The organism is uncultured Phenylobacterium sp., from assembly GCF_902826855.1.
Lineage (GTDB): Bacteria > Pseudomonadota > Alphaproteobacteria > Caulobacterales > Caulobacteraceae > Phenylobacterium.
On the sequence record NZ_CADEGK010000089.1, the window covers coordinates 1,271 to 18,036 of the forward strand.

Genomic DNA, 16,766 nt, shown 5'->3' on the forward strand with positions numbered 1-16,766 from the left:
CCTGCGCCGCGGCCACGGCTTCGCCATCGAGCACCGCCAGTTCGGCCTCATCGGCATGCTGGGGTTCAAGGACGTGGAGCCGGGGCGCGCGGAGGTGGGCTACTGGCTGGGCCGGCCGTTCTGGAACCGCGGCTACGCCACCGAGGCGCTGACGGCGGCGCTGGGCTGGGTGAAGGCGGAGTGGCGCCGGGGCGCGCTGTGGGCCGGGCACTTCGCCGACAACCGCGCGTCCGGCCAGGTGCTGGTGAAGGCGGGCTTCCTCTACACCGGCGACGTGGAGCCCAGGCCCTGCCTGGCCCGCGGCGGGGCCACCGTGCCCACCCGGATGATGGTGTGGCTGGCCTGACGTGGTAATCGCTCGCCCCATGAGGTTTGGCCGATGAAATTCCTCGACCAGGTCAAGGTCTACGTGAAGAGCGGCGCCGGGGGCGGGGGCGCCGTTTCCTTCCGTCGTGAGAAGTTCATCGAGTACGGCGGGCCCGACGGCGGCGACGGCGGCCGCGGCGGCGACGTCTGGATCGAGGCCGTCGACGGCCTCAACACCCTCATCGATTATCGATATCAACAGCACTTCAAGGCCGGAACCGGCGTCCACGGCATGGGCCGCAACCGCCACGGCGCCAACGGCGACGACGTCGTCCTGAAAGTCCCCGTCGGCACCGAGGTCCTCGACGAGGACAAGGCCCTCATCGTCGACATGGACCAACCCGGCCAGCGCCACCTCCTGGCCAAAGGAGGGAACGGCGGATTTGGGAATACGCACTTCAAGGGCCCGGTAAACCAGGCCCCCCGCCACGCCAACCCCGGCCTCGACGGCGAGGAACTGGCTATCTGGCTCCGCCTGAAACTGATCGCCGACGTCGGCATCGTGGGCCTGCCGAACGCTGGGAAGAGCACCTTCCTGGCGGCGGCCAGCGCCGCGCGGCCGAAGATCGCCGATTATCCCTTCACGACCCTGGCTCCCAACCTCGGCATGGTCGACCTGTCGCTGGGCGAGCGGTTCATCCTGGCCGACATCCCCGGACTGATCGAGGGGGCCAGCGAGGGCGCGGGCATCGGGACGCGGTTCCTGGGGCATGTGGAGCGCACGGCCGTCCTGATCCACCTGGTGGATGGGACGCAGGAGGACGTCGCCGGCGCCTGGAAGACCGTGCGCCAGGAGCTGATCGCCTATGGCGAGGGACTGGAGGACAAGACCGAGATCCTGGCCCTGAACAAGATCGACGCCCTCAGCGACGAGGAGCGGAAGGCCAAGAAGAAGGCGCTCGAGAAGGCCTCGAAGGCCAAGGTGCGGCTGGTGTCGGGCGTGGCCAAGCAAGGCGTCACCGAGCTGCTGCGCGAAGCCTACGCCCTGGTGCGCGAGAAGAAGGGCGAGGCCGCCGCCCAGGCGGCCAGCCCTGAGGACTGGGCGCCGTGAGCGAGCTGACCCCATGCAGGAACTGAGGGGCGCCAAACGGGTCGTGATTAAGGTCGGCTCGGCCCTGCTGGTCGGGCCGGACGGCACGGCGCACACCGCCTGGCTGGCGGACTTCGCGGCCGACGTCTCGCGGATGCGGGCGCGCGGCCAGCAGGTGCTGATCGTGTCCTCCGGGGCGGTGGCGCTGGGCCGGCGGCGGCTGGGCCTGGGCGCCCGCGCGCTCAGCCTGCCAGAGAAGCAGGCCTCCGCCGCGGCCGGCCAGTCGGCGCTGATGCGCGCCTGGGAGGAGTCGCTGGAGCCGCACGCCTGCGCCCAGGTGCTGCTGACCCGCGACGACACCGAGGTTCGCCGCCGATGGCTGAACGCACGCGCCACCGTCGAGACCTTGCTGGGCCTCGGCGTGATCCCGGTGGTCAACGAGAACGACACAGTGGTGACCGAGGAGATCCGCGTCGGCGACAACGATCGGCTGTCGGCCCGCGTGGCCCAGCTGGTGGGGGCCGAGGCCCTGGTGCTCCTGTCCGACGTGGACGGGCTCTATACCGCCGACCCGCGCCATGACGCCGCCGCCCGCCACGTCCCGCGCGTCGGGCGGCTCAGCCCCGAGATCGAGGCGATGGCCGGGGGCGCCAATATGGCCGCCGGCGTCGGCACCGGCGGCATGGCCACCAAGCTCGAGGCGGCCCGGATCGCCAGCCAGGCCGGCTGCGCCACCATCATCACGCTGGGGACCCGGCCGTCGCCGCTGCGCGCCGTGGAGGAGGGCGCGGCCGCCACGGTGATCGAGCCGGTCACCACGCCACGGGCGGCCTACAAGGCCTGGATCGCGGGCTCTCTGGCCCCGGCCGGTTCGCTGAGCGTGGACGCGGGCGCCGCGGCCGCCGTGCGCCGGGGCAAGAGCCTGCTGGCCGCGGGCGTGCGCGGCGTGGAGGGCCGCTTCGACAAGGGAGACGCCGTCGTCGTCCGCGACGAGGCGGGCCGCGAGATCGCGCGCGGCCTGGTCCGCTATGCCGCCGAGCACGCGCGGGCGATCTGCGGGCTGAAGTCGGACGCGATCGAGGCCGCGATCGGCTACACCTCCGGACCCATGGTCCACGCCGACGATCTTGCGCTGGCCGCCCAGGCGGAGAGCGCGTAAGGCTCAAAGCGAGCAAAAGGGGGTCTCCGTGGACGACGGGACGTCAGGCAAGGGAGCGGAAGCCGTCCGTACCAGTCTCGCCAGGATTGGGCGGCTGGAAGCGCTCGCGCCCGGCCAGGCCATCGCCTTCGGCGGCGACCGCGTGGCCTATGTGACCCCCGAACTGGCCGCCGCCTTCCGGCCGGGCGACAGGCTTGTGGTGGTCCAGGATAGCGGCGACCTGCTGCACGTCCCCGCCGCCGACCACGCCGCTGCCGAGGCCGCCGTGGGTCGCGCCAGCGCGGCCTTCGCCCGGATGGGCGAGGTCTCCGACGACGCCATCACCGCCTTTTTCGAGGCCTTCGCCGAACGGCTGGAGACCGATGCCATCTGGGCGCGGATCGCTGCCGCCAACGCCGCCGACGTCGCGAGCGCCAAGGCCCGCGGCCGCTCCACGACCCGGCTGGCGGCGTCGGACGCGATGCGCGCCGACATGATCGCGGGGCTGCGCGCCTGGCGCGACGCCGAGCCGTCGCGCGGCAAGGTGCTGGAGACCATCGACCACGCGGGCTGGACCATCGAGCAGGTGACCGCGCCGCTCGGTCCCGTGGGCTTCGTCTTCGAGGGCCGGCCCAACGTCTTCGCCGACGCCACCGGGGTGATCCGGGCGGGCAACACCGTGGTGTTCCGCATCGGCTCCGACGCGCTCGGCACCGCGCGCGCCATCGTGGCCGAGGCGCTGGATCCCGCGCTGGGCGACGCGGGGCTCCCACAGGGCGCGGCCGTGCTCGTGGACTCGCCGGCCCACGCCGCCGGCTGGGCGATGTTCGCCGATGCGCGTCTGGCGCTGGCCGTGGCGCGCGGCTCCGGCCCGGCGGTGGCCCAGTTGGGCGCCATCGCGCGGCAGGCCGGCACGCCGGTCAGCCTGCACGGCACGGGCGGGGCCTGGATGGTCGCGGACGAGACGGCCGACGCCGAGCGGTTCCATGCCGCGGTGTTTCATTCCCTCGACCGCAAGGTCTGCAACACGCTGAACGTCTGCTGCATCGTCGAGAGCCGGGCGGACGAACTGATCCCGGTGTTCCTGCAGGCCCTGCGCCAGGCCGGCGAGCGGCGCCGGGGCTGCAAGCTGCATGTCGCGGAGGCCGACGCGGCCCGCCTGCCCGAGAGCTGGCGCACGGCGCGCGCCACGGTCGTTCGCGCCGAGGGGCCGGTCGAGGAGCCGCTCTGCGAGCCCATAGCCGACGCCGACCTCGGCCGCGAATGGGAGTGGGAGGAGAGCCCCGAGGTCAGCCTGAAGGTGGTGTCCGACGTGGCCGAGGCCGTGGCCCTGTTCAACGCCTTGAGCCCGCGTTTCGAGGCGACGCTGATCTCCCAGGACCGCGCGGCCCACGAACGCTTCTACGCGACCGTCGACGCGCCCTTCGTCGGCGATGGGTTCACCCGCTGGGTGGATGGCCAGTACGCCCTGAATCGCCCCGAGCTCGGTCTCTCGAACTGGCAGCACGGCCGGCTGTTCGCCCGCGGCGCGGTGCTGGCCGGCGACGGCGTCTTCACGGTCCGCGCCCGGGTGCGCCAGGCCGATCTCCACCTCGACCGCGGGGGCGCGCCGACCCCGCCCCGCGCCGGCTGAGCTGCGGCATGTGGGCGGCAGGTCCGGCGCCGCGCGCGCCACCTGGCGGTCGGCCCGCGGCGCTGCGGCTCGGCTTCAGCCTGACGCGTGGCATGCGGGTTGGTCTCTACGGCGGCTCCTTCAACCCGGCCCACGACGGCCACCTGCACGTGGCGGAGACCGCCAAGCGGCGCCTGCGCCTGGACCGGGTGATCTGGCTGGTGTCTCCGCAGAACCCGCTGAAAGGCCGCCGCGAAACGGCCAGCCTGGCCGAGCGGCTCGCCGGCGTGCGGGCCATAATCCGGGGCCGCGGACCGGGCATGATCGTCTCGGCCGCGGAGACCGCGCTCGGCTCGACCTACACCATCGACACCCTGCGCGCCCTGAAGGCCCGCCACCCCGGCGTGAAGTTCGTCTGGATCATGGGGGCCGACAGCCTGGCGTCCTTCCACCGGTGGAAGGGCTGGACGCAGATCATGCGCGAGGCGCCCGTGGCGGTGGTGTCACGCCCGTGGATCTCGCTGAAGAGCCGCTTCTCGCCGGCTGCGACCCGGTTTGCGCGGTTCCGGCGGCCCTCGCGGATGGCGGTCCGGCTGGCCGATATCCGCCCGCCGGCATGGATATTCCTGTTCGGCCGCTTCAACTTCCAATCATCCACGGCGCTGCGGGCGCGCCAGCGGGAACGCGGGCCAGGCCACGCGACTTGATCGCTGCGGAGAGGGCGCCTGACCTGGCCCTCAATCTGTAGTAGGATCGCCCTAGCGAGCACCACAGGAGCCACCCCGCTGAACTCCGCACCTGCGCCCAAGTCGCGCAAAAAGTCTGTAGCCCCGCCTGCGGCCCCCAATCCGGCCGCCGCCGCCGCCGCCCTCGATGCCCGGATCACAGCCGTCGGGGATCTGATCCTCAGCCGGCTGGACGACGACAAGGCCGAGGACGTCGTCTTCATCGACCTCAAAGGCAAGTCCCCCGTCGCCGATGGCCTGATCGTGGCCAGTGGGCGGTCGCAGCGCCACGTCGGCGCCATGGCCGACCACCTGCTGCGGGCGCTCAAGGACGCCGGCCACGGCCGCTGCCGCGTGGAGGGCATGCCCAGCGCCGACTGGGTCCTGATCGACGCCGGCGACGTGATCGTCCACCTGTTCCGCCCCGAGGTCCGCTCCTTCTACAACATCGAGAAGATCTGGTCGGTGGAGTCCGGCGGCCACCGCCAGGCCACGGCCTAGCTTTCCCGCGCCCCCTTGCTCCGCGAGGGGAGGCGGCAGCTGGGTCTTTACAGCGCCACCGTCCGCCGCTAGAGGCGGCGGCGATGTCGGCTAACGCGCAGAAGATTACCCGCAAAATGACCCGCTTCGGCGGGGCGTTTGCGGCTGCGCGCGGGTAAGACCGCCACATCCCGAAGCGCTCCGCCCGATGTGCGGGGCGCGCGCTTTCACGCCGAACACACCGCAGACCGGGCCTAAACCCATGAGAGGCCCACATGCTCCCCCACCCTCCCTACCGATCCCTGCGCGGCACCACCACCGCCATCGTCGGCGCCACCGGCGCCGTTGGCGCGGAGTTGATCCGCGTCCTGGAGGACCGTGACTTCCCCGCCTCGAGCATGAAGCTTCTGGCCTCGGCGCGCTCGGCGGGAACGACGCTCATGTACCGCGGCGAACCGCTGGTCGTAGAGGCGCTGAGCGCCGACAGCTTCGTCGGCTGCGACCTCGCCCTGTTCGCCGCCGACGGCGAGACGGCGCGGACCTATGCGCCGCACGCCCGGGCGGCCGGGGCCATCGTGATCGACAACTCCTCCACCTTCCGGCTCGACCTCGACTGCCCGTTGGTGATCCCCGAACTGAACCTCGAGACCCTGAACGGACACCGTGGCGTTATCGCCAACCCCAACTGCACGGCGATCATCACCTGCATGGGCGTGGCGCCGCTGCAGCGGCGGTTCGGCCTGCGCCGGCTGCAGCTCTCCACCTACCAGGCGGCGTCCGGCGCCGGCGCGCCGGCGATGGCGGAGTTGCTGGCGTCCACCGAAGCGTACCTGCGGGGCGAGGCCTTCGCGCCCAAGGCGCTGAAGCACCGTTACGCCTTCAACCTGTTCAGCCACGACAGCCAGGTCGACCCGGCCAGCGGCTACAACGACGAGGAGATCAAGGTGATGGCCGAGACCCGCCGCATCCTGGGGTCCTCGAACCTGCCCGTGGGCGTCACCAGCGTTCGGGTGCCGACGCTGCGGGCCCACGCCATCGCCGCGACCGTGGAGCTGGACGCGCCGGTCGCCCCCGCGGCGATCCGTGAGTGCCTGGCCGATGCGCCCGGCGTCCGCGTGGTCGACGACCGAGAGGCCAACCACTTCCCGATGCCGGCCGAGGCGGAGGGGCAGGGCGACGTGCTGGTCGGCCGGATCCGCCGCGACCTGGGCGACCCGTCGGGGCGCTCCGTGGCCCTGTTCCTGGCGGGCGACCAGCTGTTGAAGGGCGCCGCCCTCAATGCGGTTCAGATCGCCGAGGCGCTGCTGATCGCGTAAGCCTGGGCGCGTGAAGATCGCTGTCGTCGCCATCGGTCGGCTGGCCCGCTCGCCGGAGACGGAGCTGGTGAAGCTGTACGTGGACCGCGCCACGGCGGCCGGCCGGGCGCTCGGCCTGGGGCCGGTCGAGGTGGTGGAGGTGGAAAGCCGCAAGCCGGGGAAGGCGGCCGAGGCCGAGGCGCTGCGCCCGCACTTCGCCGACAGCCATGTGGTCGCCTGCGACGAGCGCGGTAAGGCCCGCGCCAGCCGCGCCTTCGCCGAGGAGATCGCCGCGCTGAGGGACCGCGGGGTGCGCCGGCTGGTGTTCCTCATCGGCGGCGCGGATGGACTGGACCCTGCGCTCGTCGCCCAGGCGCAGGGGACGCTGGCCTTCGGGCCGCAGACCTGGCCCCACGCGCTGGCGCGGGCGATGCTGTGCGAACAAATCTACCGCGCGGTCTCCATTCTGGGCGGATCACCGTATCATCGCGACTGATGCGACGGATTCTGCTCCTGGGCTCGATGGGCGCGCTTGCGGTGGGCGTGGGCGCGGTGGCGGCGACCAGTGAGCAGCTCGCGCGTCTGAACGCCGCGGAGACCACGCTTTCCATCGACCAGGGCGTCAACATGCACCGCCTGTCGCGTCTGCTGTCGGTGCTGCAGCAGCTGAAGCGCGACCCGCCCCCCGCGCTGCTGGTCTCGCCGCAGGACGCAAAGGACGCCGTGCGCGCCGCCATCCTGGTCAAGGCAATGACGCCGGACCTGCAGCGGCGCGCCCACGCCTACGCCACCGACGCCACCGAGGTGATGCGCCAGCGCCGCTTGGCCGCCGTGCAAAGCGAAGCCCTCTTCGAGCGCGAGAGCCTGGCCGCCGACTCGACGCCGGCCCCGCAGGTCGGACTCGCGATCCGCGGCAGAGTGACCGAGCCGCCGCCGCTGACGCCGCCGGACCGGCTCATCTTCCCGGCGTCCGGCGACATACTGCGCCGCTTTGGCGATCCCATCGCCGGCGGCGGCCGATCAAACGGTATGACGCTCAGCGTGGTCAGCGGCGCCAGGACGGTGAGCCCCGCGGCGGGACTTGTGCAGTACGTGGGCCCGGTCAAGGGCTGGGGCGTCATCGTGATATTAAGACTGGCGGGCGGATATCATCTCGTGCTTGCTGGCCTCGAGCGGACCTCAGTCGAAGCCGGACAATCCGTCGCGGAGGGTCAGGCTGTCGGATGGGTCCCGGATGGTCGACAATCGACTTCTGAGCTTTATCTAGAAGTCCGAGAACAAGGATCGCCCGTAAATCCAGGGCGATGGTTGAACAGGACGTCGGGCTGATCGGGCCTCAAAACGGCCTCTACATCCTGGCCTATCGGCGGCGCCAAGCCGTCCAGGGAGTCTGAACAGGGCTATGAAGAAGTATCTTCTGATCGGCGCGTCGGCGTTCGTACTCGGCGCGGGTTCCATGGCCTACGTCAGCCAGCAGGCCACCGCCGCGGCGCAACCCCGCGCCAAGACCTATCGCATGCTGGGCCTGTTCGGTGACGTCCTGACCACGGTCGAGAACCAGTATGTCGCCGAAGTCGACGACACCAAGCTGATCCAGTCGGCCATCGACGGCATGCTGACCTCGCTCGATCCCCACTCCGGTTACCTGGACCCCGAGTCCTTCGACGACATGCGCGACCAGACGCGCGGCGAGTACGGCGGCCTCGGCCTCGAGGTCACCAGCGAGGACGGCGTGGTCAAGGTGATCTCGCCGATGGACGACACGCCCGCCGCCCGGGCCGGCATCAAGCCCGGCGACTACATCACCTCCGTGAACGGTGAGAGCGTGCTCGGGCTCTCGGTCTCCGAAGCCGTCAAGCAGATGCGCGGCAAGCCCGGCGAGACGGTCAGCCTGACCATCGCGCGCGAAAAGTCCGACCCGTTCGACGTGAAGCTGGTGCGCGAGGTGATCAAGCCCAAGTCCGCCACCGCGCGCCTGGAAGGCGAGCACATCGTGCTGCGGATCGGCGCCTTCAACGAAAAGACCACCGACGAGGCCGAGGCGGCGTTCGCCGAGGTCCGGGCCAAGAACCCCAAGGCCAAGGGCCTGATCCTCGACCTGCGCAACAACCCCGGCGGCCTGCTCGACCAGGCGGTCACGGTCTCCGACATGTTCTTGGAAGGCGGCGAGATCGTTTCCCAGCGCGGCCGCGATCCGCGCGACGTCGAGCGCTACAACGCCCACCCCGGCGACATCACCGGCGGCATGCCGATGGTGGTGCTGATCAACTCCGGCTCGGCCTCCGCGGCCGAGATCGTCGCGGGCGCCCTGCAGGACCGCAAGCGCGCCGAAGTGGTGGGCACCACCAGCTTCGGCAAGGGCTCGGTGCAGACGGTGATCCCGCTGCGCGGCGGCATCGACGGGGCGTTGAAGCTGACGACCGCGCGCTACTACACGCCGTCCGGCCGTTCGATCCAGAAGACCGGCATCGAGCCGAACCTGGAGGTGGCGGCGACCCGCGACGAGGCCCAGGCGATCGCCAACCGCGCCTACCAGTTCTCGGAAGCCAGCTTCAAGAACGCGCTCAACGCCGACGAGGGCAAGGCCCGCCGCGGGGCCCACGTGCCGGCCGAGGCGCCTCCGGAAACCTTCGACGAGAAGAAGGACTTCCAGATCTCCCGCGCCGTCGACGTGCTGCGCTACGGCTCGGTGGCGGCGACACCCAAGCTGCCGGCGCCAAAAGCGCGGCTGGCGGAGATCGTCAACAAGGCCAGGGTCGCCGAAGTGAAGCCTCCGGTCACGACGCACAAGTAGGTGCGCCGTCTTCTCGCCTGGGCGGGAAGACTAGTACTGCGGCTCTTCCCCTCGCCGCTCCCGCGGCGGCTCGTCGAACTCCGAGGGCGGCGGCTCGTCGCGGTCGCCTTTGAAGATGCCGGTGACCCCGTCGATGATGGCATCGATCGCGCTCGGCGGGTCGGGGACGAAGTCGCCGCCGGGGATCGGCTGGACCTTGAGCCGTGGCAGGGCCTGCGTCATGTACGCCTTCCAGATGCCGGCCGGCGCATTGCCGCCGGTGACGCGCTTCATCGGCTTGTTGTCGTCCTTGCCCACCCAGACGGCGGTGACGAAGCCGCCGGTGTAGCCCACGAACCAGGCGTCCCTGTAGTCGGAGGTCGTGCCGGTCTTGCCGGCAAGGTCGTAGCCGGGCACCTGGGCCCGGCCGCCGGTTCCGCCGGCGATCACGCCGCGCATCATCTGCACCATGTACGCCAGCGCCGGCTGGGCGATCACCGCCTGGCGCGGGCCGCGATCCACGCCGTGATCGTAGAGCACCCGGCCCGTGGCCGTGCGGATCCGTTCAATCCCGTAGCCGCGCGCGAACGCGCCGCCGTTGGAGAACGGCGCATAAGCCTGGGCCATCTCCAACGGGCTGACCTCCACGGCGCCCAGGGCCATCGACGGGTCGAGCTGGATCGGCGAGGTGATGCCGAGCCGCCGCGCCGTCGAGGCCACGTTGGCGGTGCCCACCTCGCTGGCCAGCCGCGCGGCCACGGTGTTCACCGACTGGGCGAGGGCGGTGCGGATGGTGATCGGGCCCAGGAACTGCCCCGTGTAGTTGCGCGGCTCCCAATTGCCGATCTTGATCGGCTCGTCGGTGACGGGCGTGTCCGGCGTACGCCCCGCCTCCATGGCAGTGAGGTAGACGAAGGGCTTGAAAGCCGACCCGGCCTGGCGCCTGGCCTGGGTGGCGCGGTCGAACTGGCTCTGCAGGTAGTTGACGCCGCCTACGTAGGCGCGCACCCGGCCTTCCCCGTCGATGGAAACCAGCGCCGCCTGTTCGACGCCCGAGCTCTTGGCGGCGGCGACGCCGGCCTGCACCGCCTGTTCGGCGCTGGCCTGCAGCGGCAGGTCCAGGGTGGTCTCCACCACCAGATCCTCGGTGGGCTCGCCCACCAGCACCCGGACCTGGTCGTCGACCCAGTCGGTGAAGTACTGCGCCCGCTGGTTGGCCAGCACTGGGTTGACCCGGACCTTGGTGCGCAGCGCCTCGTCCCGCTGGGCCTCGGTGATGAAGTTCGCCTCGGCCATCTCGTAGAGCACGATGGTGGCGCGCCGCGCCGCGCGGTCGGTGGAGGCCACCGGCGAATAGCGCGAGGGCCCCTTCATGATGCCGGCGAGGAGAGCGGCCTCGCCCAGGGTCAGCTGGGCGGCAGGCTTGTTGAAGTAGCGCTGCGACGCAGCCTCGATGCCGTAGGCTCCGGCGCCGAAATAGACCCGGTTGAGATACAGCTCCAGTATCTGCTTCTTGGAGAACTTCGCCTCCAGCCACACGGCCAGGATCAGCTCCTGGGCCTTGCGGCGGTAGTTCTGGTTGGGGGTCAGGAAGAGGTTGCGCGCCAGCTGCTGGGTGATGGTCGAACCGCCACGCAGCGGGCCGCCTTCGCCCCTGTGGCGCATGTTGTAGATCTGGCTGCGCGCGATGCCCCAGGGGTTGAAGCCGAAGTGCCAGTTGTACCAGCGGTCCTCGATGGCGATGAACGCCTTGGGCACGTATGGCGGCAGCCGGTCCAGGTCGATCGGCGGCGCGTATTGCGATCCGCGGACGGCCAGCAACGCGCCGGAGCGGTCCAGGTAGCTGACCGAGGGCTGGCGCTTGACGTCATAGAGCCGCGAGGTGTCGGGCAGGTCGACGGCGAACACCGCGAAGAACGCCACCAGGAAGATCACGCCCCAGACTCCCAGCACCAGGGTCCAGTAGATCAGGGCCTGCAGGGGGGAGCGTTTGCGGCGCGGTTCGGGCGCCTGCGCATTCGCCATGGATGCGTCGTCCTAACGATCGATGAGCCGCCCCGCCCGGCCCTGCCTTACTTCACCCGGACGGAACGCCCAAGATGATTGACGAGACATGAACGGCCCCGGCTTCCTTCTGGGCGCCTGGGCTTCCTTCCGCGCCCGGCTTCGGCCAAGTTGCGCGCGGGCCGGGCCCAGGCCGGTAGATTGAGGATTGGACGGAATGTCGCGGATCGGAATGGCGGTGATGGCGGTGCTGGTCCTGGCGCTGGCCGGCTGCGGGCAAAAAGGCGGCGGCGCCGGCGGCCTGCCGGACGACATGGTCCTGGGCAGTCCGACGGCCAAGGTGACGGTAGAAGAATACGCCTCCGTCGGCTGCCCGATCTGCGCCAAGTGGTACGAGGAGGTCTTTCCGGCCTTCAAGGCGAAATACATCGACACCGGCAAGGTGAAGTTCGTGTCCAAGGAGATGCTGGTCGGCGGCGGCGTCGAGATCACGGTCGCCGCATCCGGGTTCCTGATCGCCCGTTGCGCCGGCAAGGACAAATATTTCGCCGTCGTCGACGCGCTCTACCGGAACCAGCAACAGGCCTTCCAGGCGCCGCGCGAGACGCTGCTCAACATCGCCCGCTCGGTCGGCATGACCGACCAGCAGTTCGAAACGTGCGTCAACGACGAGAAGGCTATCCAGGCGCTGAACGACCGGGTCGAGAAGCACAACAAGGGCGGCATCAACTCCACCCCGACCTTCGTCATCAACGGCGCCAAGATGGAGCCGGGCTACCACTCGCTCGAAGAGATCGAGGCGATGATCAAGCAGGCGGGCGGGTAGGCTTGAGGCGGGCCGCTCCCGCGCGGCCGCATCCGCTTCCGCGCGCATCCGCAGAGCAGGTCTGCGTTTGCGCATAGCGCAATGCTGAGTTCGGCATTGCGCGCGCCATCTTAACACTGTTATCTTAGCGTTGCTCAGTTCGGTGCGCGCCGCGGGTGGGGATACCCGAGGCGAAATCCCGTGCGCCGAACCGGAGCCGGTCCCCAAATCCTTGGGCCGCTTCTCTCCCCGAACGCTGGAAGGCTCTATGAAGCTCCAAATCCTTGCGGCCTGCGCCGCCCTCGCCTCGCTGTCCGCCGGTTCCGCCCTCGCCGGCGATCCCATCACCGCCAAGCTCCAGGCCCCCGTGGCCGCCAAGGTGAAGTTGATCGCTGGCGGCGCGATGTTCACATGCCAAGACGACACCTGCGTCGCGCCCGCGCCGACCTCCTCCACCTTCGCCATGTCGACCTGCAGGACCATCGCCGACAAGGTGGGCCCGGTCGCAGCCTTCACGGGCCTAAAGACGCTTTCCGAAGACAAGCTCGCCACCTGCAACGCCAAGGCCGTAGCCAAGTCCGACGAAGCCACCCGACTCGCCAAGCAATAGGCTCCACTTCTTCCCGGGAGCCGTGAGCTTCGAGTTCTGTCGCCTCGGCCGTCGGGAAACCGACGGCCTCTTTTTTGACCGCCGCCCAGGGCCGAACGCTCCTCACGTGGCGGCAGGCTCCCGCCCCCTTCGGTTGCGGCGCACAACATCGCGTGCTAGTAGGCGCGCGGCTTTGGGCCGGGGGTCATATCGGACTCCAGGACCGACGTGCTTTTTTCAAGCGCTTTCAAGCCTTTAGCCGCGGCGGACAGGTCCGCTCGCGGCGTGTGAAACGCGACCCGGGCGGATAAGAGTGGCCGACGATTCAAATGCTGCGAATGTGGGCGCGCGTTACGCCCAAGCGCTGTTCGACTTGGCGAACGATGAGAAGCAGGTCGCCGCCGTCGAGGCCGACCTGAATTCGCTCAAGAAGGCTCTCGCTGAGTCGAGGGAGCTGCGCGTACTTATTGCCTCGCCGACCTTCGGCTCCGAGGACAAGGCCAAAGGCCTCGTAGGCGTCGGGACGAGCGGCCGGTTCAACATGACGACGCTGAAGTTCCTGGGCCTTCTGGCCTCGAACGGCCGCGCCGCCGCGCTGCCCGCTGTCATCGACGCCTTCGCCAGGCTGTCGGCCGCCGCCCGCGGCGCCGTCTCCGCCGAAGTGACCACCGCGGTCGCGCTCACCGACGCCCAGGCCAAGGGCGTCGCGGCCGCGCTGCGCCAGTCGCTGGGCAAGGACCCTGAGATCACGACCCGCGTCGACCCCGCCATCCTCGGTGGGATCAAGGTGAAGGTCGGCTCCCGCCTCTTCGATGCTTCGCTGAAGTCGAAGCTCGACTCCCTGAAATTCGCCCTCAAGAGAGCGTAAGAACGATGGATATCCGCGCCGCCGAAATCTCGGCCATCCTCAAGTCGCAGATCGCGAACTTCGGCGAAGAAGCCGATGTCTCCGACGTGGGCTCCGTGCTCAGCGTCGGCGACGGCATCGCCCGGGTCTTCGGCCTCGACAATGTGCAAGCCGGCGAGATGGTCGAGTTCCCCTCCGCCGGGGTGAAGGGCATGGCCCTGAACCTCGAACGCGACAACGTCGGGGTCGTGATCTTCGGCCAGGACCAGGCGATCAGCGAAGGCGACGAAGTCCGCCGCCTCGGCGAGATCGTGGACGTGCCGGTGGGCAAGGGCATGCTGGGCCGGGTCGTGAACCCGCTGGGCGAGCCGATCGACGGCAAGGGTCCGCTGACCAACGTCGCCGAACGCCGCCGGGTGGACGTGAAGGCGCCGGGCATCATCCCGCGCAAGTCCGTGCACGAGCCGGTGCAGACCGGCCTGAAGGCCATCGACACCCTGATCCCCATCGGCCGCGGCCAGCGCGAACTGATCATCGGCGACCGCCAGACCGGCAAGACCGCCGTGGCGATCGACACCATCCTGAACCAGAAGCAGATCAACGCCTCCGGCAACGAGAGCGAGAAGCTGTACTGCATCTACGTCGCCATCGGGCAGAAGCGCTCGACGGTGGCCCAGATCGTCAAGACGCTCGAGGAGCGTGGCGCGCTGGACTACACGATCATCGTCTCGGCCACGGCGTCCGAGCCGGCCCCGCTCCAGTTCCTGGCGCCCTTCGCCGGCTGCGCCATGGGCGAGTGGTTCCGCGACAACGGCATGCACGCCGTCATCATCTACGACGACCTTTCCAAGCAGGCCGTCGCCTATCGTCAGATGTCGCTGCTGCTGCGCCGTCCGCCGGGCCGCGAAGCCTATCCGGGCGACGTGTTTTACCTTCACAGCCGTCTGCTGGAGCGCGCCGCCAAGCTGAACGAGGACAACGGCTCCGGCTCGCTGACGGCCCTGCCGCTGATCGAGACCCAGGCCAACGACGTCTCGGCCTATATCCCGACGAACGTGATCTCGATCACCGACGGCCAGATCTTCCTGGAAACCGACCTCTTCTTCCAGGGCATCCGCCCGGCGGTGAACGTCGGCATCTCGGTGTCGCGCGTGGGCTCCTCCGCCCAGATCAAGGCGATGAAGACCGCGTCCGGGCCGATCAAGGGCGAGCTCGCCCAGTACCGGGAAATGGCCGCCTTCGCGAAGTTCGGCTCCGACCTGGACGCCGCCACCCAGCGCATGCTGGCCCGCGGCGAGCGCCTGACCGAGCTCCTGAAGCAGCCGCAGTACGCGCCGCTGTCGGTGGAAGAACAGGTGGCGGTGATCTACGCCGGTACCCGCGGCTACCTCGACAAGATCCCGACCGCCCAGGTCGGCCGTTTCGAGCGCGAGCTCCTGTCCAACCTGCATGGCAAGCACCAGGGCCTGCTGGACAAGATCCGCACCGAGAAGGATCTGAAGAACCTCGAAGACGACCTGAAGGCGGCGCTGGCCTCCTTCGCCGACAACTTCGCCTGAGCCGGACGAGCAGGAGCAGGTAACCGGCGATGGCCACCGTCAAGGAAATGCGCACCCGGATCTCTGCGGTCAAATCGACCCAGAAGATCACCAAGGCGATGCAGATGGTCGCCGCGGCGAAGCTGCGCCGCGCCCAGAACGCGGCCCAGAGCGGGCGGCCCTATGCCGAGCGCATGGCCGCGGTGATCGCGAACCTCGCCGCGGGCGTCACCGGCGACGGCGCGCCGAAGCTGCTGGTCGGCACCGGGTCCGACCAGCGCCACCTGGTGGTGATCGCCACCTCCGACCGCGGCCTGGCCGGCGGCTTCAACTCCTCGATCGTCCGCGCCGCGCGCCAGCACATCGACAAGCTGCTGAACGACGGCAAGGACGTGAAGGTCATCACCGCCGGCCGCAAGGCCCGCGACCAGCTGCGCCGGCTGCACGCTCAGCGCCTGGTGGAGACCTTCGAGGTGGGGGGCGCACCGTCCCTCGCCGTCGCGGAAGAGGTTTCGGCCAAGATCCAGGAGCTGTTCGAGGCGGGCGACGTGGATGTCGTCACCCTGTTCTTCTCGAAGTTCCAGTCGGTGGTCACCCAGATCCCGACCGCCCGGCAGCTGATCCCGGCCGAGGTGCTGGCCGGCGCGCCCAGGATCGACCTGAAGGGCGCGGCCTACGAATACGAGCCGGACGAGGCCACCATCCTGGCCGAGCTCCTGCCGCGCAACATCACCACCCAGATCTTCTCCGCCATGCTGGAGAATCAGGCCGGCTTCTTCGCCGCCCAGATGACGGCCATGGACAACGCCACACGCAACGCCGGGGATATGATCTCGGCGCTCACCCTGCAAATGAACCGAGCCCGCCAAGCGCAGATTACCAAGGAGCTGATCGAGATCATCTCCGGCGCCGAAGCGATCTAGATCCTACTGAAAGAGCCGAACATGTCCGAAGCCGCGACCAAGAAGCCCGCCGCCCGCAAGCCTGCCGCGCCGAAGAAGGCCGCCGGCGTTCCCGCCACCGTGACGGGCGTCGCCACCGGCAAGCTGGTGCAGATCATCGGCGCCGTCGTCGACGTCGAGTTCGAAGGCCACCTGCCCGCCATTCAGAACGCCCTGGAAACCACCAACGTCGACCAGCGGACGGGTCAGCCCTTCCGCCTGGTGCTCGAAGTGGCCCAGCACCTGGGCGAGAACACCGTGCGCGCCATCGCCATGGACACCACCGAGGGCCTGACCCGCGGCCAGCCGGTGACCGACACGGGCGCTCCGATCATCGTGCCGGTGGGGCCCGCCTGCCTCGGCCGGATCATGAACGTCATCGGCGACCCGATCGACGAAGCGGGCCCGATCGCCACCACCTTCACCAGCCCGATTCACCGCGAGGCGCCCTCCTTCGCCGAGCAGTCCACTTCAGCCGAGGTGCTGGTTACCGGGATCAAGGTGATCGACCTGCTCTGCCCCTACACCAAGGGCGGCAAGATCGGCCTGTTCGGCGGCGCCGGCGTCGGCAAGACCGTGACGATGCAGGAGCTGATCAACAACATCGCCAAGGCCTACGGCGG

The 16,766-nt window shown here is 69.7% G+C and carries 16 protein-coding genes and 1 pseudogene; 16 read left to right on the forward strand and 1 reads right to left on the reverse strand.

Annotation, left to right across the window (positions count from 1 at the left end; all coding sequences use genetic code 11):
• The 10 genes from QZV94_RS13385 to QZV94_RS13430 all read left to right on the forward strand — a co-directional run.
• Nucleotides 1–346: GNAT family N-acetyltransferase (locus tag QZV94_RS13385; protein ID WP_293678391.1), on the forward strand; the 346-nt coding region annotated here is incomplete at its 5' end.
• A gap of 33 nt (nt 347–379) precedes the next feature.
• Complete coding sequence (gene obgE / locus QZV94_RS13390; RefSeq protein ID WP_293678392.1) at nt 380–1,417, forward strand: GTPase ObgE; 1,038 nt, start codon at nt 380–382, stop codon at nt 1,415–1,417.
• 13 nt (nt 1,418–1,430) lie between these two features.
• A complete protein-coding gene (gene proB / locus QZV94_RS13395) occupies nt 1,431–2,555 on the forward strand; it encodes a glutamate 5-kinase (protein ID WP_293678393.1) in 1,125 nt (374 codons plus the stop codon).
• Nucleotides 2,556–2,583: 28 nt separating this feature from the next.
• Nucleotides 2,584–4,167, forward strand: a complete 1,584-nt coding sequence (locus tag QZV94_RS13400) for an aldehyde dehydrogenase family protein (RefSeq protein ID WP_293678395.1) — start codon at nt 2,584–2,586, stop codon at nt 4,165–4,167.
• Nucleotides 4,168–4,175: 8 nt separating this feature from the next.
• Nucleotides 4,176–4,853: a nicotinate-nucleotide adenylyltransferase gene (locus QZV94_RS13405; protein WP_293678396.1), complete on the forward strand. Its 678-nt coding sequence runs from the start codon at nt 4,176–4,178 to the stop codon at nt 4,851–4,853.
• Nucleotides 4,854–4,898: 45 nt separating this feature from the next.
• A complete protein-coding gene (gene rsfS / locus QZV94_RS13410; protein WP_293678411.1) occupies nt 4,899–5,372 on the forward strand; it encodes a ribosome silencing factor in 474 nt (157 codons plus the stop codon).
• 254 nt (nt 5,373–5,626) lie between these two features.
• Nucleotides 5,627–6,667, forward strand: a complete 1,041-nt coding sequence (locus QZV94_RS13415; protein ID WP_293678397.1) for an aspartate-semialdehyde dehydrogenase — start codon at nt 5,627–5,629, stop codon at nt 6,665–6,667.
• Nucleotides 6,668–6,677: 10 nt separating this feature from the next.
• Nucleotides 6,678–7,142, forward strand: a complete 465-nt coding sequence (rlmH, locus tag QZV94_RS13420; protein ID WP_293678398.1) for a 23S rRNA (pseudouridine(1915)-N(3))-methyltransferase RlmH — start codon at nt 6,678–6,680, stop codon at nt 7,140–7,142.
• Nucleotides 7,142–7,975, forward strand: a complete 834-nt coding sequence (locus tag QZV94_RS13425) for a peptidoglycan DD-metalloendopeptidase family protein (RefSeq protein ID WP_293678399.1) — start codon at nt 7,142–7,144, stop codon at nt 7,973–7,975. Before rlmH ends, QZV94_RS13425 begins: the two co-directional genes overlap by 1 nt.
• Before the next feature lie 73 nt (nt 7,976–8,048).
• On the forward strand, nt 8,049–9,440 hold the full coding sequence (locus QZV94_RS13430; RefSeq protein WP_293678400.1) for a S41 family peptidase: 1,392 nt from the start codon (nt 8,049–8,051) through the stop codon (nt 9,438–9,440).
• Between the two features lie 30 nt (nt 9,441–9,470).
• Here the strand turns inward: QZV94_RS13430 and QZV94_RS13435 are convergent, their stop codons facing one another.
• A complete protein-coding gene (locus QZV94_RS13435; protein ID WP_293678401.1) occupies nt 9,471–11,444 on the reverse strand; it encodes a transglycosylase domain-containing protein in 1,974 nt (657 codons plus the stop codon).
• A 196-nt stretch (nt 11,445–11,640) separates the two neighbouring features.
• On the opposite strand from QZV94_RS13435, the gene QZV94_RS13440 reads away from it, so the two are divergent.
• The 6 genes and pseudogenes from QZV94_RS13440 to QZV94_RS13465 all read left to right on the forward strand — a co-directional run.
• Entirely contained in the window at nt 11,641–12,249 is a 609-nt protein-coding gene (locus QZV94_RS13440) for a DsbA family protein (RefSeq protein ID WP_293678402.1), read from the forward strand.
• A 247-nt stretch (nt 12,250–12,496) separates the two neighbouring features.
• A complete protein-coding gene (locus QZV94_RS13445; protein WP_293678403.1) occupies nt 12,497–12,838 on the forward strand; it encodes a hypothetical protein in 342 nt (113 codons plus the stop codon).
• Between the two features lie 292 nt (nt 12,839–13,130).
• Nucleotides 13,131–13,685 carry a F0F1 ATP synthase subunit delta gene (locus QZV94_RS13450; RefSeq protein WP_293678405.1) on the forward strand — a complete coding sequence of 185 codons (555 nt, stop codon included), beginning with the start codon at nt 13,131–13,133 and terminating at the stop codon, nt 13,683–13,685.
• Between the two features lie 5 nt (nt 13,686–13,690).
• Nucleotides 13,691–15,223 (forward strand): F0F1 ATP synthase subunit alpha, encoded by a 1,533-nt coding sequence (gene atpA / locus QZV94_RS13455; RefSeq protein WP_293678407.1) that lies wholly within the window; start codon nt 13,691–13,693, stop codon nt 15,221–15,223.
• Nucleotides 15,224–15,252: 29 nt separating this feature from the next.
• Entirely contained in the window at nt 15,253–16,125 is an 873-nt protein-coding gene (locus QZV94_RS13460; RefSeq protein WP_293678408.1) for a F0F1 ATP synthase subunit gamma, read from the forward strand.
• Between the two features lie 21 nt (nt 16,126–16,146).
• Nucleotides 16,147–16,766, forward strand: a pseudogene (locus QZV94_RS13465) (F0F1 ATP synthase subunit beta); the annotation flags it as partial.

Coding starts and splice junctions, on each gene's coding strand:
- QZV94_RS13415 (WP_293678397.1), top strand. CDS start 5,627: ATGCTCCCCCACCCTCCCTACCGATCCCTGCGCGGCACCACCACCGCC.
- QZV94_RS13440 (WP_293678402.1), top strand. CDS start 11,641: ATGTCGCGGATCGGAATGGCGGTGATGGCGGTGCTGGTCCTGGCGCTG.
- QZV94_RS13405 (WP_293678396.1), top strand. CDS start 4,176: ATGTGGGCGGCAGGTCCGGCGCCGCGCGCGCCACCTGGCGGTCGGCCC.
- QZV94_RS13435 (WP_293678401.1), bottom strand. CDS start 11,444: ATGGCGAATGCGCAGGCGCCCGAACCGCGCCGCAAACGCTCCCCCCTG.
- QZV94_RS13445 (WP_293678403.1), top strand. CDS start 12,497: ATGAAGCTCCAAATCCTTGCGGCCTGCGCCGCCCTCGCCTCGCTGTCC.
- QZV94_RS13430 (WP_293678400.1), top strand. CDS start 8,049: ATGAAGAAGTATCTTCTGATCGGCGCGTCGGCGTTCGTACTCGGCGCG.
- obgE (WP_293678392.1), top strand. CDS start 380: ATGAAATTCCTCGACCAGGTCAAGGTCTACGTGAAGAGCGGCGCCGGG.
- proB (WP_293678393.1), top strand. CDS start 1,431: ATGCAGGAACTGAGGGGCGCCAAACGGGTCGTGATTAAGGTCGGCTCG.
- QZV94_RS13425 (WP_293678399.1), top strand. CDS start 7,142: ATGCGACGGATTCTGCTCCTGGGCTCGATGGGCGCGCTTGCGGTGGGC.
- QZV94_RS13460 (WP_293678408.1), top strand. CDS start 15,253: ATGGCCACCGTCAAGGAAATGCGCACCCGGATCTCTGCGGTCAAATCG.
- atpA (WP_293678407.1), top strand. CDS start 13,691: ATGGATATCCGCGCCGCCGAAATCTCGGCCATCCTCAAGTCGCAGATC.